General features: G+C 59.5%; 20 protein-coding genes. 14 read left to right on the top strand and 6 right to left on the bottom strand.

Features of this window, described 5'->3' with window-relative positions:
• Positions 1-14: 14 nt before the first annotated feature.
• The 6 genes from ugpA to RCCGE510_RS26325 are packed head-to-tail and all read left to right on the top strand — an operon-like array spanning position 15 to position 5,226.
• Positions 15-899 carry a sn-glycerol-3-phosphate ABC transporter permease UgpA gene (gene ugpA / locus RCCGE510_RS26350; protein WP_007635059.1) on the top strand — a complete coding sequence of 295 codons (885 nt, stop codon included), beginning with the start codon at positions 15-17 and terminating at the stop codon, positions 897-899.
• A 12-nt stretch (positions 900-911) separates the two neighbouring features.
• Complete coding sequence (gene ugpE / locus RCCGE510_RS26345) at positions 912-1,760, top strand: sn-glycerol-3-phosphate ABC transporter permease UgpE (RefSeq protein ID WP_007635058.1); 849 nt, start codon at positions 912-914, stop codon at positions 1,758-1,760.
• Between the two features lies 1 nt (position 1,761).
• On the top strand, positions 1,762-2,808 hold the full coding sequence (locus RCCGE510_RS26340) for a sn-glycerol-3-phosphate import ATP-binding protein UgpC (protein ID WP_007635057.1): 1,047 nt from the start codon (positions 1,762-1,764) through the stop codon (positions 2,806-2,808).
• A gap of 55 nt (positions 2,809-2,863) precedes the next feature.
• Positions 2,864-3,613, top strand: a complete 750-nt coding sequence (locus tag RCCGE510_RS26335; protein ID WP_007635056.1) for a glycerophosphoryl diester phosphodiesterase — start codon at positions 2,864-2,866, stop codon at positions 3,611-3,613.
• A gap of 9 nt (positions 3,614-3,622) precedes the next feature.
• Entirely contained in the window at positions 3,623-4,408 is a 786-nt protein-coding gene (locus RCCGE510_RS26330; RefSeq protein ID WP_007635055.1) for a DeoR/GlpR family DNA-binding transcription regulator, read from the top strand.
• The gene (locus RCCGE510_RS26325; RefSeq protein ID WP_007635054.1) at positions 4,405-5,226 is read left to right on the top strand and encodes an HAD-IIB family hydrolase; all 822 of its coding nucleotides are present in this window, start codon (positions 4,405-4,407) and stop codon (positions 5,224-5,226) included. Before RCCGE510_RS26330 ends, RCCGE510_RS26325 begins: the two co-directional genes overlap by 4 nt.
• 88 nt (positions 5,227-5,314) lie before the next feature.
• On the opposite strand, the gene RCCGE510_RS26320 is transcribed toward RCCGE510_RS26325, so the two are convergent.
• The 3 genes from RCCGE510_RS26320 to RCCGE510_RS26310 all read right to left on the bottom strand — a co-directional run bounded on the left by RCCGE510_RS26320 (position 5,315) and on the right by RCCGE510_RS26310 (position 8,455).
• Positions 5,315-6,160, bottom strand: coding sequence for a carbohydrate ABC transporter permease (locus RCCGE510_RS26320; protein WP_007635052.1), 846 nt, complete (start codon positions 6,158-6,160; stop codon positions 5,315-5,317).
• A 5-nt stretch (positions 6,161-6,165) separates the two neighbouring features.
• On the bottom strand, positions 6,166-7,104 hold the full coding sequence (locus RCCGE510_RS26315) for a sugar ABC transporter permease (protein ID WP_007635051.1): 939 nt from the start codon (positions 7,102-7,104) through the stop codon (positions 6,166-6,168).
• 103 nt (positions 7,105-7,207) lie between these two features.
• Positions 7,208-8,455: a sugar ABC transporter substrate-binding protein gene (locus RCCGE510_RS26310; protein ID WP_007635049.1), complete on the bottom strand. Its 1,248-nt coding sequence runs from the start codon at positions 8,453-8,455 to the stop codon at positions 7,208-7,210.
• Positions 8,456-9,021: 566 nt separating this feature from the next.
• Here RCCGE510_RS26310 and RCCGE510_RS26300 point away from each other — a divergent pair.
• Positions 9,022-10,056, top strand: coding sequence for a LacI family DNA-binding transcriptional regulator (locus RCCGE510_RS26300; RefSeq protein WP_007635048.1), 1,035 nt, complete (start codon positions 9,022-9,024; stop codon positions 10,054-10,056).
• A 19-nt stretch (positions 10,057-10,075) separates the two neighbouring features.
• Here the strand turns inward: RCCGE510_RS26300 and RCCGE510_RS26295 are convergent, their stop codons facing one another.
• Both RCCGE510_RS26295 and RCCGE510_RS26290 read right to left on the bottom strand, forming a co-directional pair.
• Positions 10,076-11,011 (bottom strand): alpha/beta hydrolase, encoded by a 936-nt coding sequence (locus RCCGE510_RS26295; protein ID WP_007635047.1) that lies wholly within the window; start codon positions 11,009-11,011, stop codon positions 10,076-10,078.
• The gene (locus RCCGE510_RS26290; protein WP_007635046.1) at positions 11,008-12,156 is read right to left on the bottom strand and encodes a Gfo/Idh/MocA family oxidoreductase; all 1,149 of its coding nucleotides are present in this window, start codon (positions 12,154-12,156) and stop codon (positions 11,008-11,010) included. The genes RCCGE510_RS26295 and RCCGE510_RS26290 overlap by 4 nt, the downstream gene beginning before the upstream one ends.
• 271 nt (positions 12,157-12,427) lie before the next feature.
• On the opposite strand from RCCGE510_RS26290, the gene RCCGE510_RS26285 reads away from it, so the two are divergent.
• A complete protein-coding gene (locus RCCGE510_RS26285; protein ID WP_007635045.1) occupies positions 12,428-13,246 on the top strand; it encodes a sugar phosphate isomerase/epimerase in 819 nt (272 codons plus the stop codon).
• Positions 13,247-13,338: 92 nt separating this feature from the next.
• On the opposite strand, the gene RCCGE510_RS26280 is transcribed toward RCCGE510_RS26285, so the two are convergent.
• On the bottom strand, positions 13,339-14,100 hold the full coding sequence (locus RCCGE510_RS26280; protein WP_007635044.1) for a DeoR/GlpR family DNA-binding transcription regulator: 762 nt from the start codon (positions 14,098-14,100) through the stop codon (positions 13,339-13,341).
• A 251-nt stretch (positions 14,101-14,351) separates the two neighbouring features.
• Between RCCGE510_RS26280 and RCCGE510_RS26275 the strand changes: the two genes are divergently transcribed.
• The 6 genes from RCCGE510_RS26275 to RCCGE510_RS26250 all read left to right on the top strand — a co-directional run bounded on the left by RCCGE510_RS26275 (position 14,352) and on the right by RCCGE510_RS26250 (position 20,433).
• A complete protein-coding gene (locus RCCGE510_RS26275; protein ID WP_007635043.1) occupies positions 14,352-15,152 on the top strand; it encodes a class I fructose-bisphosphate aldolase in 801 nt (266 codons plus the stop codon).
• Positions 15,153-15,155: 3 nt separating this feature from the next.
• Positions 15,156-16,097, top strand: a complete 942-nt coding sequence (locus RCCGE510_RS26270; protein WP_007635042.1) for a PfkB family carbohydrate kinase — start codon at positions 15,156-15,158, stop codon at positions 16,095-16,097.
• A gap of 327 nt (positions 16,098-16,424) precedes the next feature.
• Positions 16,425-17,573, top strand: coding sequence for a sn-glycerol-3-phosphate ABC transporter ATP-binding protein UgpC (gene ugpC, locus RCCGE510_RS26265; protein ID WP_007635040.1), 1,149 nt, complete (start codon positions 16,425-16,427; stop codon positions 17,571-17,573).
• Between the two features lie 132 nt (positions 17,574-17,705).
• Positions 17,706-18,782 carry a Gfo/Idh/MocA family oxidoreductase gene (locus tag RCCGE510_RS26260; protein WP_007635039.1) on the top strand — a complete coding sequence of 359 codons (1,077 nt, stop codon included), beginning with the start codon at positions 17,706-17,708 and terminating at the stop codon, positions 18,780-18,782.
• Positions 18,782-19,627 (top strand): sugar phosphate isomerase/epimerase, encoded by an 846-nt coding sequence (locus RCCGE510_RS26255; RefSeq protein WP_007635038.1) that lies wholly within the window; start codon positions 18,782-18,784, stop codon positions 19,625-19,627. The genes RCCGE510_RS26260 and RCCGE510_RS26255 overlap by 1 nt, the downstream gene beginning before the upstream one ends.
• Entirely contained in the window at positions 19,624-20,433 is an 810-nt protein-coding gene (locus RCCGE510_RS26250; RefSeq protein ID WP_007635037.1) for an alpha/beta hydrolase, read from the top strand. The genes RCCGE510_RS26255 and RCCGE510_RS26250 overlap by 4 nt, the downstream gene beginning before the upstream one ends.
• Position 20,434: the final 1 nt, after the last annotated feature.

Genomic DNA, 20,434 nt, shown 5'->3' with positions numbered 1-20,434 from the left:
CAGTGTGAGGGCTCATGCAAACCAAACGGACCGTATTTCCCAACAAGCTTTTGCCTTATCTGCTCATTGCCCCGCAGATTTTCGTCACCGTCGTATTCTTTCTCTGGCCTGCGGCAACTGCATTCTGGCAATCCTTTCTGCGCCAGGATGCCTTCGGCTTCAAAACCAACTTCGTCTGGTTCGAAAATTACCGTCGGCTTTTTGCCGATCCGATCTACATCAATGCCTTCGGCCACACGCTCGTCTTCGCCATTCTGGTGACGGTGCTGTCGACGGCTATCGCACTGCTCCTGGCTGCCGCGGCAATGCGCGTGCTACGCACCTCTCGAATCTATTCGACCCTGCTGATTTGGCCCTACGCCGTCGCACCGGCGATTGCCGGCATTCTGTGGTGGTTCATGTTCAATCCGTCGATCGGTATCGTCGCCTATATGTTGCGCGCGATGGGCGTCAATTGGAACCATCTGATCAATCCGGACGATGCCATGATCCTGATCGTGATCGCCGCAACCTGGAAACAGATATCCTATAATTTCCTGTTCTTCCTGGCTGCACTGCAATCCGTTCCCCGCTCGCTTCAGGAAGCCGGAGCCATCGATGGCGCCGGTCCTATAAAGCGTTTCTGGACGATTGTCTTCCCGCTGATCTCGCCAACGACCTTCTATCTGATCGTCATCAATATCGTTTACGCGATGTTCGATACCTTCGGCATCGTTCATGCGACCACCCAGGGCGGGCCGGCGCGCGCAACCGAGATCCTTGTCTACAAGGTCTACTTCGACGGCTTCATCGGACTGAATCTAGGCTCGTCGGCGGCCCAGTCCGTCATTCTGATGGTGATCGTCGTTGCACTGACCGCTGTGCAGTTCCGCTTCATCGAACGCCGCGTGCAATATTGAGGGACCCCCAGGATGGTTGAAAATCGCCCTTTCCTAAATTTCCTGGCCCACCTTGTCCTCATCCTTGGCGTCACGATCGTCGTGTTTCCCGTCTACGTGGCGTTCATCGCATCGAGCCATGGGCCAAACGACTTCCTGTCAGGCGTCGTGCCGTTGACACCGGGAAGCCACATCATCGAGAACTATTCGACGATGCTGTCATCCGGGATGACAAGCTCGGGAGCGCCGCCGATCGGGCCAATGATGATCAATTCGCTGATCATGGCGGTTGGCGTCGCCGTCGGGAAGATCGTCATTTCGATCCTTTCGGCCTTTGCCATCGTCTATTTCCGTTTCCCGTTCCGGACCCTGGCCTTCTGGATGATCTTCATCACGCTGATGTTGCCGGTCGAGGTGCGCATTGTGCCGACCTACAAGGTCGTCGCCGATCTCGGAATGCTGAACAACTACGGCGGCCTCATCATTCCGTTGATCGCCTCGGCAACCGCAACCTTCCTGTTTCGGCAGTTCTTCCTGACAGTCCCTGACGAACTGATGGAGGCCGCGCGTGTCGATGGGGCCGGGCCGATGAAGTTCTTCCGCGATATTCTGCTGCCGCTGTCGATCACCAACATCGCGGCGCTGTTCATCATCCTCTTCGTGCTCGGCTGGAACCAATATCTCTGGCCGCTGATCATCACCACAGACCAGAGCTTCTATACCGTCGTCATGGGAATCCAGCGCATGGCAGCCGTCGCCGATGCCGAGCCGCGCTGGAACCTCGTGATGGCAGCAGTCATTCTGGCCGCCCTGCCACCCGTCCTCGTCATCGTCGCCATGCAACGCCTTTTTGTCAAAGGCCTGGTCGAAACGGAGAAATGAAATGGCCACGATCAATATCATCGACGTCAAGAAGAATTATGGTGCCGTTCCGGCTGTCAAAGGCATCAACCTTTCGGTTGCCGACGGCGAACTCATCGTGCTTGTCGGTCCTTCTGGCTGTGGCAAATCGACCCTGCTTCGCATGATCGCCGGCCTGGAAACGATCAGCGAAGGCCAGGTCGAGATTGCCGGCCGCAATGTGAACAAGGCAGAGCCGGCCGACCGCGACATCGCAATGGTCTTTCAAAATTATGCGCTCTATCCGCATATGACCGTGCGCGGAAATCTCGAATATGGTTTGAAAAACCGCGGCACGGAGCGGGCTGAGATCAACCGCCGCGTGGCGGAAGCCGCCGAGATCCTTGAAATCGGCCCGATGCTGGATCGCAAACCGCGCGAACTCTCCGGAGGACAGCGCCAGCGCGTTGCGATGGGGCGGGCCATCGTTCGCGAGCCGGCCGCCTTTCTTTTCGATGAGCCTCTGTCAAATCTTGATGCGAAATTGCGTGTGCAGATGCGCGTAGAAATACGCCGGCTGCAGCGGCGATTGAAGACGACCAGCATCTACGTCACCCATGACCAGCTTGAAGCGATGACACTTGCCGACCGGTTGGTTGTGATGAACGGCGGCCTTGTCGAACAGGTCGGCACGCCAGTCGCAGTCTACGACCGTCCGGCCAGCTTGTTTGTCGCAAGTTTCATCGGTTCACCACCCATGAACCTTGTGCCGATCGACATCCTGAGGGCCGCCGACGACGCAAGCACGCTCGCCTTGCCTGCCGGCACCGATGTGGTCGGCCTTCGGCCCGACGCGTTGCTCGTCGCTCGGCCGATAGAGCCTTCGATTCGTCTCAGTGCGACCGTCGAATTGCTTGAGCCCATCGGCGGAGAAAGTCATCTGCATGTGCGATTGGGTGAAAATCAGCAGACGGTCATCCTGACCGTGCCGGGACGCCCGGACTTTACCGAAAATGCCAATATCGACGTCTTCGCACGTCTTGGCGCCATGCACCCTTTCAATAGCAATACCGGAAAACGCACAGATTGACACCGGTTTGTTATTTCTCCATCCCAACCCCAGAAGCGTTGAAAGAGATGAGACAATGACGACCGTAGAGGCGCGATCTGGCCCGACACGCAATGAGGTACAGGCGCATCGAGGCGCCTCCGCGGTTGCGCCCGAGAATACGATTGCTGCTTTTCGGGCAGCCGCCGAACAAGGCGCGGAATGGGTCGAACTCGACGTTGCACTCCTTGCCGATGGGACCCCGGTCGTGATCCACGACGTTTCCATCGATCGCTGCTCGTCGTCAAAGGGAAATCTCGCCGACCTCACCGCGTCGGACCTCGACACTATCGACGCCGGCTCATGGTTCGGCCCGCAATTCGAAGGTGAGCCGCTGCCCACATTGGCGCGCGTGGTTTCCGCGCTCGGCGAACTCGGCCTCAACGCCAATGTCGAGATCAAGCAGCATGCCCATCACAAGTCGCTCGACCAGTTGGTGAGTGTCGTTGATCAACATCTGAAGGTGCGAGCGCCGCACACCAAGATCATGATCTCGAGCTTTGATGCCGCTGCGTTGAAAGGAATGCACGCGATTGATCCGAGCTACGAGCTCGCCATGCTGTGGAGCAAGGTGCCTGCCGATTGGTGGGATATCCTTCGGTCGATCCCCGCAAGGACCGTCCATCTTGACTACAAGGCCCTCAGTATCGGGCTTCTTGAAGAGGCGGTCCGTCGTGAAATCAAGGTGCGAGCGTGGACCTGCAACGATCCCAAGTGGCTCGCGTCTTTCTGGGACGCGGGTTTGACCGGCGTGATAACAGACGATCCCAGTGTCTACCTCACGTAAGGAGCGGCGATGGGGCAGCGGATCATATCGAGCCGACAACGCGAGATCCTTGCGCTGATCGAAACGGAAGGTGTCCAGTACATCGAGGAGCTGGCACGCCGGTACGATTTGACGACGCAGACCATTCGTCGCGATATCAATGCATTATGCGATCTTGGGCATGCGCGTCGCTTCCACGGCGGCGTCGACCTGCCGGTCGAGGGCAGCAACATCTCGCTCAATGCCCGCGCCCAGCTCAACCGGCGCGCCAAGCGGCTTATCGCGCGGCGCGTCGCCGCCGACATCGGGGCGGACGCGACAGTCTTCCTCGGGATCGGCAGCACGGTTCAATTTGTTGCGGATGCGCTACGCGACCACCAGGGTCTGACGGTTATCACCAACAACATCCACGTTGCCTTGAGCCTTTGCGACGCCCCGAATGTCGAGGTCCATTTGACCGGCGGTCTTTTGCGTCACGATGACCGTGACGTGGTCGGCACGGATGTAATCCGATTTGTCGAAAAATTCTATGCGACCCACGCAGTGGTCGGCGCAGGCGCTCTGAGCCCGCTCACCGGCCTGATGGATTTCAGCTATCACGAAGCCCAAATCACCAACGCGCTTCTCGAAAATTCAAAAATCCAGATTCTCGCCGCAGATGTCAGCAAATGGACGCGGACCGCCTCGGTGCGGGTTGCGCCATTCAGCAAACTCAGCCGTTTTTACACGGATCGGCTGCCCGGCGAAGCTTCGGCTGTCAACGCTCTCATCGAAAGTGGCTTGGACGTGGTCACATGCAGCGAGGAGATGACATGAGTTACGTAGACTTGGCGCCATCTGCGCGTGAGCTGCAGGATGTCCGCTACCTTTTTACCGACATCGACGACACCCTGACGACGAAGGGTAAGCTTCTGCCGCAAACCTACGAAGCTCTCTGGGATCTTTGCCGGGCCGGTATTGCCGTGGTGCCGGTCACCGGCGGTTCAGCCGGCTGGTGTGAACATATCGTTCGCGCTTGGCCGGTTGCCGCCGTCATCGGCGAAAGCGGTGCATATTGCGTTACCCGCCGGAGCGGCGAAGTCGTCTTCGACTATTGGGAAGACGGCGGGCTGCAGGGGGAACGCCAACGGCAGCACCTGCAGGCGATCAAAGAGCTGATCGCGCAACAGAGCAGGACGTTCAAAATTGCCCATGACCAGGTCTTTCGGCTCGCCGATGTCGCAATCGACATCCAGGGTCACGATCCACGTGAGGTCGAGGACCTGGCGTCCAGTATCAGAGCCATGGGCGGAACGGTGGCGATCAGTTCCATCCACATCAACACGTGGATCGGCAATTATGACAAGCGGTCGATGAGCGAGCGCGTTTTAACCGAGATGTTCGGCATCGATCCGGCTGACATGCCCGCCGTGACCGCCTTCGTCGGCGACTCTCGAAACGATGCGCCGATGTTCGGCTTTATCCGCAACTCCTTCGGGGTCAACAACATCATTCCGGTCCTTGCGCAATTGCAACACGCGCCAAGATGGATCTCCCTGCAGCCCGCCGGACTTGGATTTGCCGATATTGCCGGCTCGATCTTGCATGCGGTCGGCGAAACTGCACCAAATCGCTGGGTGCAGGCGGAGCAATAGGCCCTGGCTGATCTCAAGACCAAAAAGAATTGGTCCTACCTCGGTGGGCTGGGATCGCTCCTGTCATTGTCAAGCCCGCCACCATCCATCAGCTTTTGACCGAGCCGGCGGTCATGCCCGCCAGGAAGTAGCGTTGAGCAACGAGGTAAAGCACCAGGAGGGGTAGGGAGCCGAGCACGCTCATCGCCATCATTTCATTCCATTCGAAAGCATGCTGGCCCATTAGCAGCTGGATGCCGATCGGAACGGTTCTGAGATCCATCGATTTTGTCAGGGTCAGTGCGAAGAGGAATTCATTCCACGCCAGCAGAAAAGTGTAGACCGCGGTAGCAACGATCCCGGGGATGGAGACGGGCACGATGACGCGCCAAAGCGCCGTCCAGCTCGAACCGCCATCGACCAGAACGGCCTCGTCCAGCTCCTTCGGCAAGGTGTTGAGATAGCCGGTCATCAGCAGCACTGCGTAAGGCAGTGTGAAGACCATATAGGTGAGGATCAGTGCCAGATACGTGTCGAAGATCCTGAAGGCGACCACCATTCCGAAATAGGGGATCAGAAGGGTGATCGGCGGAACGGTCTGCGTGCTGATGATGAAGATGTTCAAGGTGTTCTTGAAGCGAAAGGAATAGCGGCTGAAGCCGTAAGCAGTCAGGATAGCGATGACGAGGGTCAGGCAGGTGACGACGCCGGCAACGAAGTAGCTGTTGATGAAGAACCGCACCTTCACCGGATCGTTGAAGATCGTCAGATAGGCGGCCAGGGTAAAATCCTTCGGCAGAAGCCGCGGTGGAAGAGCGAAGATCTCGGTATTCGATTTCAGCGAGCTGAAAAACATCCACACGATCGGGAAGGTCGAAAAGACCAGGCCGATCGCCAGTCCGAGATAGGTCAGGATGGTCGGCAATGCCGAGTTCTTGAAGGAACGCTTTGCCATGCCGGTCACCTACGCTGCTGGTGTTTGATGTAGAAATAGGTGACGCTCATCGAAATGATGAGGATGATCATTGCACTCGCCGAAGCCAGCGAAAATTCATATTGGGAGAAGGCAAGCTTGTAGGTGAAGGTGGAGAGCACTTCCGTCGAATAGATCGGACCGCCGCCCGTCGTCATCCAGACGAGCGGAAAAACCTGCATCGTCCAGATGAAATCGAGCAGCGCGATGCTGATGATGATCGGCATCAGTTGCGGGATGGTGATGTACCAGAATTTTTGCAGCTCGTTAGCGCCATCGATCCCGGCTGCCTCGTAGAGCTCCTTCGAGATGCCTTGGAGACCGGCAAGCAGGCTGACCATATAGAGCGGATAACCTGCCCAGATGTTTGCAAAAGTCAGAGCGTGAATGGCGGTGCGGGTCGAGGAGAACCACTCGACCTTGAAATTGATGATGTGGAGCGCCATCAGCACGCTGTTGACGACGCCGTTCGGATCGAGCAGCAGGCGCCAGATGATGGCAATGATCACGGCGGTGAACAGCCACGGCAGGATGAAGAGCACACGCAGGATGCTCCGGATAAGCGGGTCGACGCGGTTGGTGTTCAACAGCAGCGCGAAAGCCAAGCCGATGATGAAATGGAAGACGACGCTCATGATCGTGAAATACATCGTCTGGCCGAGCGACTGCCAGAATACCGGATTTTCGAAGATGGTCAGGTAATTCTGGACCCCTGCGAACGCAGCGTCCTTTTTCATGATGGCGCCGTCCATCAATGAATATTTGAAGACCATCACCATGGGGAACAGCATCAGCAGAACGAGCAGCAGGGTGGCCGGCGACACGTAGAAATACGGCACCAGCTTCCTCACGGTGCTGTAACGAAGTCTTCCTTTCCTTCGCGCTTTGCCTTGCGCAGCGACCAGAGCCGGAGCGGAATGAACCATGAGCTGTGACTTCCCATTCTGCGAAGATTTGACGACCTTCTCCGGCAGCGCCAGGTCGCGCTGCCGGAGATCTCGTGAAAGCGATCTCGTGAAAGCGACGTTCTTAGAACTTCGCGAGCCAGGCCTTCTCGGTATTGGCAGCCGCGTCCTTGGCCGACTGGCCACCGTCGAACATCTTCTGAACTTCGACGTTCATGTCCCGCATCAGCTCTTCGGCAACCGGAAGGCCGACGAATTCATTTGCAGGATAGCCGCTCTGGAAGATTTTGAAAGCTTCCGCGAAGATCGGGTCGGATGCCACGAAGTCCGGCTTGGCATGGACGTTGCCGGGGAAGGCGTTGGCAATCGAGACCAGGCGGCCGTTGACGTCGGGGCTCATCAGGTATTCCACAAGCTTCCAGGCTTCTTCCTTGTGCTTGCTGCCCTCGCTGATGCCGATGCCCCAGGAAGCATAGGGCATGCCGCGTTTGCCGGTGTAGCCGTCGGTTGCCGGCAGGGCCGAGATGCCGAACTTCAGCTTCGGATTGCGCTCGCGGATGAGGTTCACATGCGCGAGGGAATCGACCATCATGCCGACGCGGCCATTGACGAATTCCTCGACCTTGTCCTGTTCCTTCTTGGCGAAAATGCCGGGAGAAATAACGCCTTCCTTGTTGAGGGAAGCAAGATAGTCGAGCGTGCCGACGACGGCGTCATTTTCAAGATCGGGCTTGCCGTCCTTCATCATCGAGGCGCCGGAGGCCCAGACCCAGGACATCACGTCGTTCTGGATTCCGCTCGGGGACTGCAGCGATAGCGGCAGAACCCAACCATACTGGTTCTTCGAGCCGTCGGTCATCTTCTTGGCGGCTTCGGCGAATTCCGTGCGCGTGGTCGGCAATTTGTCGACGCCAGACGCCTTGGCGATATCCAGGTTGACGAAGACCGGGTAGACGAAGGAAGCCAGCGGGAACATCACGCTCTTGCCATCGACCTTGACGATATCGGTGATCTGGCTCTTGTCGTACTTCGCCTTCTCCATCAGTTCGTCCATGGAGGCGATCGCGCCCTGCTTGGCAAGCCCGTTGACCCAGGCGCCATCTAGGCCGACGACGTCGCTGAGTGTTCCGGAGGCGGCGCCGACGACGATCTGGTCACGCGTCGTAGCATAGGGACCGCTGACCAACGTCACCTTGATGCCGGGGTTTGCCGCCTCGAAATCGTTCATGATGCCGCGCAGCGCGCCGGAGGGCATCTCCGGTTCCCACCATTGAATGAATTCGATGGTGGTGTCGGCAAATGCCGATGTGGCGCAAAGCGCCCACACGGCCACGGCCGCCCGCATCGTCACGCTGAATTTTCTGATATTCATCTGTGCCTCCCATAGATTTCAGTTAATCGATCCTCCTCAAGACCGTGGACAAAGTAGGTTCCCTGATGCCCCTATCTGTCAACGAAGAACTGCGATCGAGAAAGGATGAGAGGTGCGCGCAGCCCGCAAATTTTAGGATAAAATACTGATAAACCGATATAAAATCTGTTTTCGTAATCAATATTTTTTTCGAGCATTTGTGTTGCTTGTGACTCATTTTTTCTTTACTTTCGTAAACAAATGAAAGTTTGCCCAACAAATCGAAACGTCGGAAGTCCGTTATCGTCACTGCGAATTTCCCGATTTTCGGCCTGAAGCAGGCGTTTTGCAACCACGAGGCGCAGGAGCCGCAAATCGCAGATGGAGGGAATATTTCGGTTTTCGAAAGGAGCCGAGGTGTGTGTCGAAAATATTAGGTAGCGCCAACTACCGGTGATCGTCGGCGATTCAGGGCGCCAAAATCGCTCTGTACAAATTGCCCCATGCGTGATTTGGCGCGTCAGTGGATTTGCCGTTGATGTGAAATCACTTTGATCCGGCGCCTCGTCCCGCCGATAAGGAACTGAATGGCCAAGAAAAGTTATAAATCGATGGACGATTTCGCGACCGCCTCCGGCGTATCGCGTCCGACGCTATCGAAATATTTTGATGATCCCTCGCAGATCAAGGAGGTGACCCGCAAGCGTATCGAGGCGGCGCTGAAGAAGTCGAATTTCGAGCCGAACCTTTTCGCGCGGCATCTCAATCGCAAGCGGACCAGAAATATTGGGATCCTGGTCCCGACCATGTCGGATCCCTTTTATGTGCAGGTCGTGTCGCTGATTGAGCTGGAGTTGCGCGAAAAAGGTTTCTGGCCAGTCCAGATCTCGTCGCACACGCGGCCGGAGCTGGAAGCCGAGGCGGTGCGGACCTTGCTCTCGCTGAAGGTTGCAGGTGCGATCGTGGCGCCGCTCGGAGCCGGCTTGCGCCGCTCCGCGCTGGAAAGGCTGAAGGACGCAATCCCCGTCGTCTGCTTCGACAATCCGGCCAGCGGCGACCTTCCTTACGTCGGCAACGACAACGCGCAAAGCATGGCAGCCATTGTGCAGTATCTCTGCCGGTCCGGTGAGCCGCCGATATTCCTGGAAATTCCGCATCTGACGGAAAACGCCGGCGAGCGGCAGGCGAGCTACCGTGCGACCATGGCAAGGGAGGGCCATCCGCCGCTGGTCATCGATTGTGACGCACCACCATCCTGGGAGTTCGAGCGTCTCGGATACGAGCAGATGCAGAGAATTCTTGCGCGTGGCGGCCTGCCCGGCAAAACACTCCTCTGCGCCAACGACCGCTTCGCTTTCGGCGCTATGGCGGCTGCATTCGCTTCCGGCCTGAAAATCGGCCGCAACGACGGCTGCGACGTGCGCATCGCCGGGCACGACGATCATCCGCTGAGCCGATATACCTGTCCGTCACTGACGACGATGGCTCAGAACGCGCCGGAGATCGCAGCGAAATCCGTGGAGCTTTTGCTTTCTCATATCGAAAGCGAAGACGAGGGTACGACCCCTCCGACAAACAGGGTGATCCTGGAGGCGACCTTGGTGATGCGCGACTCGGCTTGAGGCCGGGGGCCGTTTCGGTTCAACGCGTGAGTGCCGGGTCCATCGTGCGCCATGCCGTTGCAATGGCTTCAAGAGCCTCTTGCGCTTCCGGAATGGCCCGGCGCTTAGAGACGAAGCCATGGATCTGTCCAGGCCAGATGTGGCTGGTGGCCTGGGCTTCTGAACTCAGCCGCTCGGCATAGAGTGCCCCTTCGTCGAACAGCACGTCGTGGCCGGCAAGGATCACGACGGCGGGCGCCACGCCCGCCAGTGACGCCGCGCGAAGCGGCGAGGCCCGCCACTCGGACCTGTTAGCAGGGTCCGGCAGATAGTGGTCCCGGAACCATCTCATCGCCGCTGCTGTCAGGCCGAAACCCTCGTCGTAGCGCAAGTAGCTGTCGGTTGCCTGCAACTGGTCGGTCACCGGATAGATCAACACCTGACCGATGATATCAGGTACCTGTCCGTCGCGCGCCAGCAGAGCGATGACGGCGGCGAGATTTCCGCCGGCACTGTCGCCGCCAACGACAATTCGCGCCGGATCGATGCCGAGCGCAGCAGCCTGATCCGTCATCCAGATGAGCGCGGCCGCGCAGTCTTCGATCGCCGCCGGAAAGGGATGTCCCGGGGCGAGGCGATAGTCGGGCGAAATCACGACGGCGCCGGCCATATTGGCAAGCGTCCGGCAGATGTCCTCATGGGTTTCCGGCGCGCCGATCACAAAGCCGCCACCATGGATATAAAGCAGGGCGGGAGCCCGCTCGCGCGGCGCGGTGCGGCCGCGCCATATCTTCAACCGGATGGCGCCGGCATGCCTTTCCAACATCTCGGCCACATCCTCGAGCGGCCACTGGATGTCTGCGAAGCCGTCCAGATATTGTTGCCGCGCCAGCGCCGGCGTGCAGCTTTCCACTGGCTCCTGCGGATTGCCCGGCCACGCAAGTGCGCGTCTTGCGGATTCATCCAGTTGTGTCATGCGAGCAGGCTCCGTGCTTCGTCTTCCCGCAATTCCCTTGGCTGGACGACAGTACCCGGAATGGTCTGCGCGACGCCGGTTTCGCCTGCCCGAAGGATTGCTTCCATGACATCAAGCACATGCAGCGCGAGATCGCCCGAAGCGCGCGGCGTACGGCCTTCAATGATGGCGCGGGCGAGATCGGCAAGGCCAAGCATGCGATAGTTGGCACGGTCCGGTGCTGCGATCGGCCAGTTGACCGCACCGAAGAGTTCGCCTGATGTATCGGTTTCCTCCCAGGGCGCGCCACGACTGGAAAGCGCGACACGGCCGCCGAAATTGTCAGGGTCGGGCAGGCGCAGCGATCCTTCGGTGCCGTGAAGCTCAATGGGGTGGTTGGAGTGGCGGAAGACGTCCCAGGAGGTGCCGAAGGTGACTGTGGCGCCGCAATCGAATTCCAGTAGCGAAAGCACGCTAGTCGGTGTTCCCACTTTGAACCTGGTGCCTTGCTTCGGCCCCTCGGCGGTGATCAGCCGCTCTTCCTGCCCGCTTGTGGCGACGGCCTGCACACGCCGGATCGGCCCCATCAGATTGACCATCATCGTCAGGTAATAAGGGCCCATGTCCATCACCGGGCCGGCGCCGGCCTGATAGTAGAAACTGGGGTCCGGATGCCAGTGCTCCATGCCGCGGCCCATCATGAAGGCTGTTCCCGTCACCAGCTTGCCGATGGCGCCGGCTTCCATCTGCCGCCGAGCATGCCGTCCGGCCGCCCCCAGGAAGGTGTCGGGCGCCGAACCGAGCATGAGGCCCTTCTCGGCAGCCGCATCCACCAATCGGCGTCCTTCTGCGGCCGTGACGCCGAGCGGCTTCTCGGTAAAGACATGTTTGCCCGCCGACAGGGCCCGCATCGAAACGTCGAAATGGGCAGCCGGGATCGTCAGGTTGAGGATCAGGTCGATATTCCCGTCGTCAATGAGGGCATCGACGTCGGCCGCCCGCAGGTTGAACTCAGCGGCGCGGCGCTTGGCGGCGTCTGCATTGAGATCGGCACAGGCGGTGATTTCGACGCCGCGAAACAGCGGCGCATTGTGCATATAGGCGAGCGAAATATTGCCGCATCCCACAACGCCGATCCTGAGTTTCATTTCATTGGTCCCTTCCATTGAGAACCTGACCTTGTCGTTTGATGTTTGGAGAGTTGCGCGCAAGCAATAATTTATGTTGACGCACGATAACATTTTCTCCTACGAAATGACAAGACGTTGGGAGGCGTCGCAATCTCAGACGAAGAGGCCTTCGTTCGGGAGTTCGACATCCTCCTTGAAAAATGCTTTTCGGCAATTCCGGGCGCCAAGCGCCGCCAGTGATCGTCTGCGCGAAAAACATCGGCTTCGGTATAGCGGCTGTCACCATCGGATAGGTCAGGACCAAGAAATGAACAATGCTGCGCTGAAGATCGGCTGCCAGACATTCACCTGGGAGATGCTGGGCAAGGGTTGGGGCGGCGGGCCGGACGATCTGGTGCGCGCCATCACCGATGGCGGATATGCCGGTCTCGAAATCACCGACACGATGATCGGTCACTACGCGCTCGATCCCGCGGGTTTTGCCCGCACCCTCTCGGATGCCGGTCTGACGCTGGTGTCCTTTGCCTTTGGCTCCGCCAGCGGCTTCACGATGGCGGAAAATATCGTTTCCGATCTGGAGACGGCGCGGCGATGGGTGGATTTCGTGGCGAACTTTCCCGGTGCGATGGTGTCGATGGGGTCGGCGACCGTCGTTTCGGATGGCCCGCGCGATGAGAAGTTCGCCATCGCGGCGGAGTGCTACAATCGTGCGACCGAGATCGGACGGTCGGCCGGCGTCACCGTGGCTGTCCACCCGTCCTCGCACCACAATACGCTCCTCTTCACCCGGAACGATTATGACCGCCTGTTTGCTCTCCTCGATCCCCGGGTGGGTTGGGTTCCGGATACCGGCCATATCCTGCGTGGCGGCCAGCAGATCGACGATACGCTTTCGGCCTACCGGGACCGTATCCGCTACGTGCATCTGAAGGATGTCGACGCCGGCGGGACCTGGGCGATGCTCGGCGAAGGCGTCTGCGACGTAGCCGCCGTGATTTCGGCTGTTCGGGATGCGCCGGAGTTCACAGGCTGGATCGTGGTGGAGGAAGAATCGGACCATGCCGGAACCGATCCGGCCGCGGCTGTTCGCGTCAACCGTGAGACGCTTCGACAGTTGGGGTTCTAGCCGACCTCGTTTCCCCAGGCGTCGGTAGAAACCTTTCGCGCGTGTCCAAGCCTCTCCTGGCCCTCTATTAAACCGGAGGGGCTGGCTGCCGGTCACGCGTAGCGAACCTCCACGCCGAGCTTGTCCAGCCGGTGACGAATGCTGTGCGGCATGTTGCTGTCCGTGATGATCAGATCGACGCGCGACAGCGAGAAGGCTTTGGAGGAGGCGCCGATGTCGAATTTGCTCGAATCCGCCACAAGCACGACGCGCCGGGCCATGCGAACCAGGTTGCGCTTGGTCCGCGCAATGTCCTCGGAGACATCGACGACGTCGAAGGCCTGATCGATCGCGTGGGCGCTCACAAAGGCCTGGTGGGCGACGAGACCGCCGACCGCCTTGTCGGAGTCCGAGACGATCGTGCTCACGGTGCTGGGAAAAACCCGGCCGCCGATCATGTGCACGTCAAGTCCCGGCCGGTACATCAGATGCTGGGCGATGTTCATCGCCGTCGTCGCCACCACGACGTTGTTGACCGGCGGCATCTGCATGGCCACTTGCAGCAGCGTCGAACCGCTGTCGAACACGATCGACTGGTTGTCGATGATTTGCCGCGCGGCCATCTGGGCGATCCGTCGCTTCGCCTCGAAATTACGCTGCATGCGCTCCTCGAAGGCTGCGGCCGGCGAGTCGGACGGCAGAGCGATTGCCCCGCCATGGGTTTTGATCAACTGCTTCTTCGCATCCATAATCTCGAGGTCGGAGCGGATCGTGACTTCCGAGACCTCGAAGAATTCCGCGAGCTGGCGGGTGCGGGCCTGGCCGACCCGTTGGAGTTCCAGCATGATCTGCTGCCGCCTCTGTTCTGCAAGCATGTGCGATCCCGACTCCCGCGCGCGCCGTTGCGGTAACACGACTTTTGAAAAACGAAAGCAAGCCGCGTGTTCTTACGGCTTCTGCTGCAGAAATAGCTCTATGAAGGGAAAAAAGCACGTTAAAAATTTTCTTTCCGCGTGGAAACGAAAGAATTCGAAATATTGAACATTTGTTTGTTTTCGAGTTAGGGTTTTTTCCAGCACCAAAGTCGTCAATCGCAAAGCCAGCAATTGCAAAAGGAAATATCGCCATGGGTCTCGGAACCAAAATCCGCCTCGCACGCCTGTTCTCCAACCCATCGGGTCATTTGTTTGGAGGCGCGGTCGATCATTTCGTCGGTTATGGCAATGTTCGCGAGGGCGGGCTTGCCGATCTGCCGGGCGCGCTCAGACGCGTCATGGCGGGAGGCCCCGACTACATCAGCATCCAGCCGGGTGCTGCGCGCCACCTGTGGTCGGAATATGCCGGGAAGGCAGCCCTCGTCATTCAGGGTGGTTGCTTCACCGCCGACGACCGGATTCGCCAGCTCATTGCGACCCCGGAAGACGCGGTGCGATATGGTGCAGACGCCCTGGCTGTCGCCATTCCGGTGCGTGGCGCTACCGAAGGAGAGTACATCCGCTGGCTGACCGACACGGTCAACGCCGCCGCCCGCTACGAGATGCCGGTCGTCGCCCACGTCTATCCCCGTGATTTCTCCGATGGCGGCAAGATCGTGTTTACCCCGGATGAAATTGCTTATGCGGTTCGCATCGGTTTCGAAGCCGGTGTCGACGTGATCAAGGTCGGCTACACCGGAGATTTCGAGTCCTTCCGGGAAACCGTCGCGACCTGCCCGATCCCGGTGGTGATCGCCGGCGGCCCGAAGACCGATACGCTGCTTGGAGCGCTCGTCCAGACCTCGGAAGCGTTGCGCGCTGGCGCCAAGGGCGCGGTCGTCGGCCGCAACCTTTGGGGCCACGGCGATACGACCATGGCGGCGCGCGCCTTCAAGCTCGTCATTCATAAGGGGATGGCGCCAGAAGAGGCACTGGCGGCTGCCAGGGCGTGAGACATGTCGCGCTCCCTCCAGGTTCTGGGCTTCGGTGCCCTCGCAATCGATGACATCATCTATGTCGATCGGGGGCTTTCGGCCGGCAAGGGGAAGGTGACGAAGCGGACCACGGACCATGGCGGCAACGTGGCGACGGCTCTTGTCGCCGTCGCCCGGCTTGGCGGGCGCGCCGGCTTCATCGGATGGCTCGGTGATGAGCCTGCGGCCGATCTGGCCGGTGCCGAGCTCGAGCGCGAGGGTGTCGACATTTCCCTGGCGCCACGCCATGCCGCTGCCGCGCCGATCCGCTCGGTGATCACGGTCGGTCCTGACGGCGACCGGTTCATAGCCTATGACGACGATGTGCTGCATGGCACGTCGGACGCGCTACCCGACGATGTTTTGATGCAGGCCTCGGTCCTGCTGATCGACGGTTACGCGACGCAGTCGGAAACCGTTGTGGCGCGGGCGCGGGCGCTTGGCCTGGCCGTGATAGCCGATATCGAATGGACGGTCGGTGCGGCGACGGACCGAATCCTCGCCTTCGCCGATCATCTGGTGCTGCCGCTCGCTTTCGCTAGAGAGTACACCGGTGAAGATGATCCAGCGGCCATTCTTTATAGGCTCTGGGCAACGGACCGGTCCGCTGTTGTCCTGACCGACGGCGAACGAGGGAGCTACCTGCGCCAGAAAGGCGACACCACCCGATGGCATTTGCCGGCCTATCAGGTTCAGGCGGTCGACACGACCGGCGCCGGCGATTGTTTTCACGGTGCCTACGCTCTTGCGCTTGCTGAGGGTAAGAGCCCGCTTGATTGCGTTGCCTATGCGACGACGGCTGCTGCGATTTCCGTGACCGCACGGGGAGGGCGCAGAGGCCTGCCAGACAATCGGACATGCCTGGCATGGATGGCGGCGGAAAATGCACCCAAGCCGCGCCCGATCCCCGGATATCACGATTAACGCGAGGTAGTGCGTGCCGACGTCGTCCACCGCCTGAGCGGAGTCGCACGGCTGATTGTAAGGGTTGAAAGATCTTTCAACAGCTGCCGTGTTGATCTTAAAAATTACGCGCGTTAAAAAATATTATTGCGCAAAAAGATCATTTTTGCCGTTATAAAAATAAACAAATTCAAATAGATATAGTGAGTAATCGATAAAGCGTGGCGCTATGGCCTCGATTCTTTTGTTGACTTTTAAGCTCAGGCCTGAGCCTTCTTGTCGAAAGGATCGGCGACGGTGGGGAGCGCCGTTTGAAGACGTGAGCGGACTGATACGGGAGGATGAGACGTGGCAGTGGTTGTACTCGACAAAATCTGCAAGACCTATGGAAACAACTACCATGCGATCAAGGATCTGAGCCTGACGATCCATGATGGCGAGTTTCTGATCCTGGTCGGCCCATCCGGATGCGGAAAGTCGACCGCGCTCCGCATGATTGCCGGGCTTGAGGAAATCAGCAGTGGAACCTTGAGCATCGGCGGTCAGGACGTCGTGGATCTCGCACCGAAGGACCGGGACATTGCCATGGTCTTTCAGAGTTATGCGCTTTATCCGCACATGACGGTGTTCGACAACATCGCCTTTTCGATGAAGCTGGCCGGAAAGACCAAGGTCGAGCGAACCAAGCGCGTGCACGAGATCGCCAAGATCTTGCAGCTGGAAAGCTTGCTGGGCAACAAGCCCGCACAGCTTTCCGGCGGTCAGCGCCAGCGTGTTGCGATGGGCCGCGCCATGGTCCGCGAGCCCGCGGCATTCCTCATGGACGAGCCGCTTTCCAACCTCGATGCCAAGCTGCGTGTTCAAATGCGCGCCGAGATCGCGAGCCTGCAGCGACAGCTGGGCGTGACGACGATTTACGTGACGCACGACCAGACTGAAGCCCTGACCATGGGCGATCGCGTCGCGGTGCTGAAGGGCGGCGTGCTCCAGCAGGTGGACACGCCCAAGGCCCTATATCACCGCCCGGTCAATGCGTTTGTCGCAGGCTTCATCGGGTCGCCGTCGATGAACCTATTCGAAGGGCGTCTGGAGGGCATGCGGATCCATCTGCCGGGTTTCTCCATCCCCTTGTCCGACGGTGCTTTTGAGCGGGCTCCCGGCCTTTCCGCCTTCGAGGGAAAGGCGCTGATCTTTGGCGTCCGGCCCGAGGATCTCTACGACAGCCAGTTGCCGTCCGGGGCGTCCCATCCGACGATCCCTGTTCTCGTGAAGTCGATCGAGGAGCTCGGCTCGGAGTTGATCGTGCATTTGAAGATCGACGCGGTCCGGATCGACTCGGGCGATCCCGACGCCGTCGAAGACTTGAGCGGGGCCGCCAACGCCGTCGCCCGCTTCGAAGCTGTCAGTGCGGTCGAGACGGGCCAATCGATCAATCTGGCAATCGACCCGGCGAAACTTCATTTTTTCCATCCTCAAACACACATGGCTTTGAACTGACCAGGGAAAGCCAAGAGGCGCTGATGGCGGTTCGGCCGGCGAAAGACGTCTTCGGCGTTTGACGTCTTGAAAGCCACTCCATTCGGCGCCGAAACCGGCGTTCATCTTCAACATCCGACAAAGGGCTTATCGATGCCAGTAATACAGGAACGACGCCTCCGCATTGGCGTACTGGGAGCCGGCCAGATTGCCCAGTCGGCGCACTTCGAGAGCTGCACGAAGGCTGCCAATGCCGATCTCTATGCGATCTGCGACGTCGCCGCGGATCTCCGTGAACGTATGGCAATCACTCATGGGGCTGGCAAAACCTATGACGACTACGACAAGATGCTTGCCGATCCCGACCTCGATGCCGTGATCATCGCGACCGCCGATGCCTTTCACGTCCCGGCTTCCATCCGCGCCCTTCAGGCCGGCAAGCATGTGCTGTGCGAGAAACCCGTCGGTGTCACCGTCGAAGAATGCCTTGAATTGAAGGCGGCGGTCGATCGGTCGGGAAAAGTGTTTCAAGTCGGGCATATGAAGCGTTTCGACGCAGGGCTCCAGGCGGCGAAATCCTTCATCCGCGATGAGATGGGTGAGATGGTTGCTTTGAAAGCATGGTATTGCGACAGCACCCACCGTTATCCGATGACCGACGCGGTCCAGCCCCTGATCGTCAGCAGCGCCAATGCGCGAAAACCCTCCGCCAATCCAAAAGCCGACCTGCGCCGCTACTACATGCTTGCGCATGGTTGCCACCTGATCGACACGGCACGGTATTTCGCCGGCGATATCGTTTCCGTCACCGCTCGTCTGTCCGAACGAGCCGGTATCTGGTGCTGGTTCGTCGACGTGGAATTTGCCTCCGGCACGCTCGGCCACCTCGATCTCACCGTCCAGGTGCGCATGGACTGGCATGAAGGTTTCCAGATTTACGGCAAGAACGGCAGCATTTTGGGCAAGACCTATAACCCGTGGTACTACAAGAGCAGCGAGGTCGACATTTTCCGGGAAGCCGATGGCGCAACCCATCGCGTTCTCGGTGCTGACGGTCATTTCTACCGCCGTCAGGTCGAAGGCTTCGCCCGCACCATTCTGGATGGTGCAGTGATGGAAGGCGCCGACATCGATGATGGTCTGGCCTCCGTACGGGCGATGGTCGCCGTCGCGCGCTCCGTCGAAAGCGGCAAGGCGGTCGCGCTGGCTGACGTCACGGGTGGCGTTTGATGAAGCTCGGCATTTTCGCAAAGACCTTCGACGGAACGGAGCCCTCGACGGTCCTCAATTCGGTCGCCCAGGCTGGGTTTACCTCAGCGCAATACAATATGGCCTGCTCGGGCCTGCCGCCAATGCCGGAGACGATTACCGAGGCTGAGGCGCGCTTGGTCACTGAGGCGGCGCTAAGCAGCGGCGTCGAGATCGTCGCCGTATCCGGCACCTACAACATGATCCATCCCGATCCGGCCCTGCGCGAGGCCGGGCTTCGAAAATTGGCGACGTTGGCCGAACGTTGCGCCGGCATGTCAACGGGCCTGATCACGCTCTGCACCGGCACACGTGACCCCATCGACCAGTGGAAGGCGCATGCCGACAACGACACGCCGGCAGCTTGGCGCGATCTCCTCGCAGCCATGGAAGCGGCCGTCGCAATCGCCGAACGCTACGATGTGGATCTTGGCATAGAGCCCGAGCTTGCCAATGTGGTCAACTCGGCTGAGAAAGCCCATCGGCTGATCTCGGCGCTGAAGAGCCCCCGCATCAAGATCGTGCTCGATCCGGCCAATCTTTTCGAGGTTGCGACGCTAGACGATCAGCGGCGCGTCGTGTCTTCCGCGATCGATCTTCTGGCCGATCGAATCGTCATGGCGCATGCGAAAGACCGCAATCCAGACGGCAGTTTCGCGACCGCCGGCAAGGGCGTGCTCGACTATGCGCATTATCTCGGCCGCCTCAAGGCGATTGGCTTTTCCGGCAGTCTTGTAACCCATGGTCTCTCAGCCTCGGAGGCGGCGGGCACGGCGACCTTCCTGAAGAGTGCCCTCGACGGCGAAGGCGCGGGGAGACGACGATGAGACGGGTTCAATCGTTCGAAACCAGCGATGGGACCATTCTCAACGTCGATATGGCGGGCGAGGGTGTACCGGCAATATTCCAGCACGGCCTATGCGGCGACGCGGCGCAGACGGATGAGGTCTTTCCGCTCGACACCGGCTATCGCCGGGTTACGGTCGAAGCCCGCGGTCACGGCCGTTCGGGGGCCGGCAATCGGGAGCAACTGTCGATTTCGACCTTTTGCGATGATATCGCCGCCTACATCGAGAAAAACCTTGCGGTGCCGGTCGTGATCGGCGGCATCTCGATGGGGGCCGCGATCGCCTTGCGTCTCGCGGTCAAGCGGCCCGATCTTGTCAAGGCTCTGATCATTGCAAGGCCGGCTTGGTTGACCGCATCGGCGCCGGACAATATGGCGCCCAATGCTGAAGTCGGGCGGCTCATGAAAACCCTGCCGCCGGATGAGGCAAAGCAGGCATTTCTTGCCGGGCCCGTCGGCGGACGGCTCGCCGCAGAGGCGCCGGATAATCTCGCCTCGCTTGCCGGGTTTTTCTCCCGCACGCCTCTGGATGTGACCGCCGAACTGCTGACCAGGATCGCAAATGACGGCCCTGATGTGACCGACGCAGACGTCGGCAATCTCGCCTTGCCGACGCTCGTCATCGGCCATGATCGCGATAGCATTCATCCTCTTGGCCACGCGCGTGCTCTCGCCGCGCGGATTGACGGCGCGAGTTTCGTGCAGATCACGCCGAAAACGGAGAGCCGTCCGCAATATGTCGCCGACTTTCGCCTTGCCGTCGGCAATTTTCTGAAGGAGTTCTGAA

This window comes from Rhizobium sp. CCGE 510, assembly GCF_000292525.1.
GTDB lineage: Bacteria > Pseudomonadota > Alphaproteobacteria > Rhizobiales > Rhizobiaceae > Rhizobium.
The sequence above is the reverse complement of the archived record's forward strand: the minus strand, read 5'-3'. Positions and strand labels throughout refer to the sequence as shown.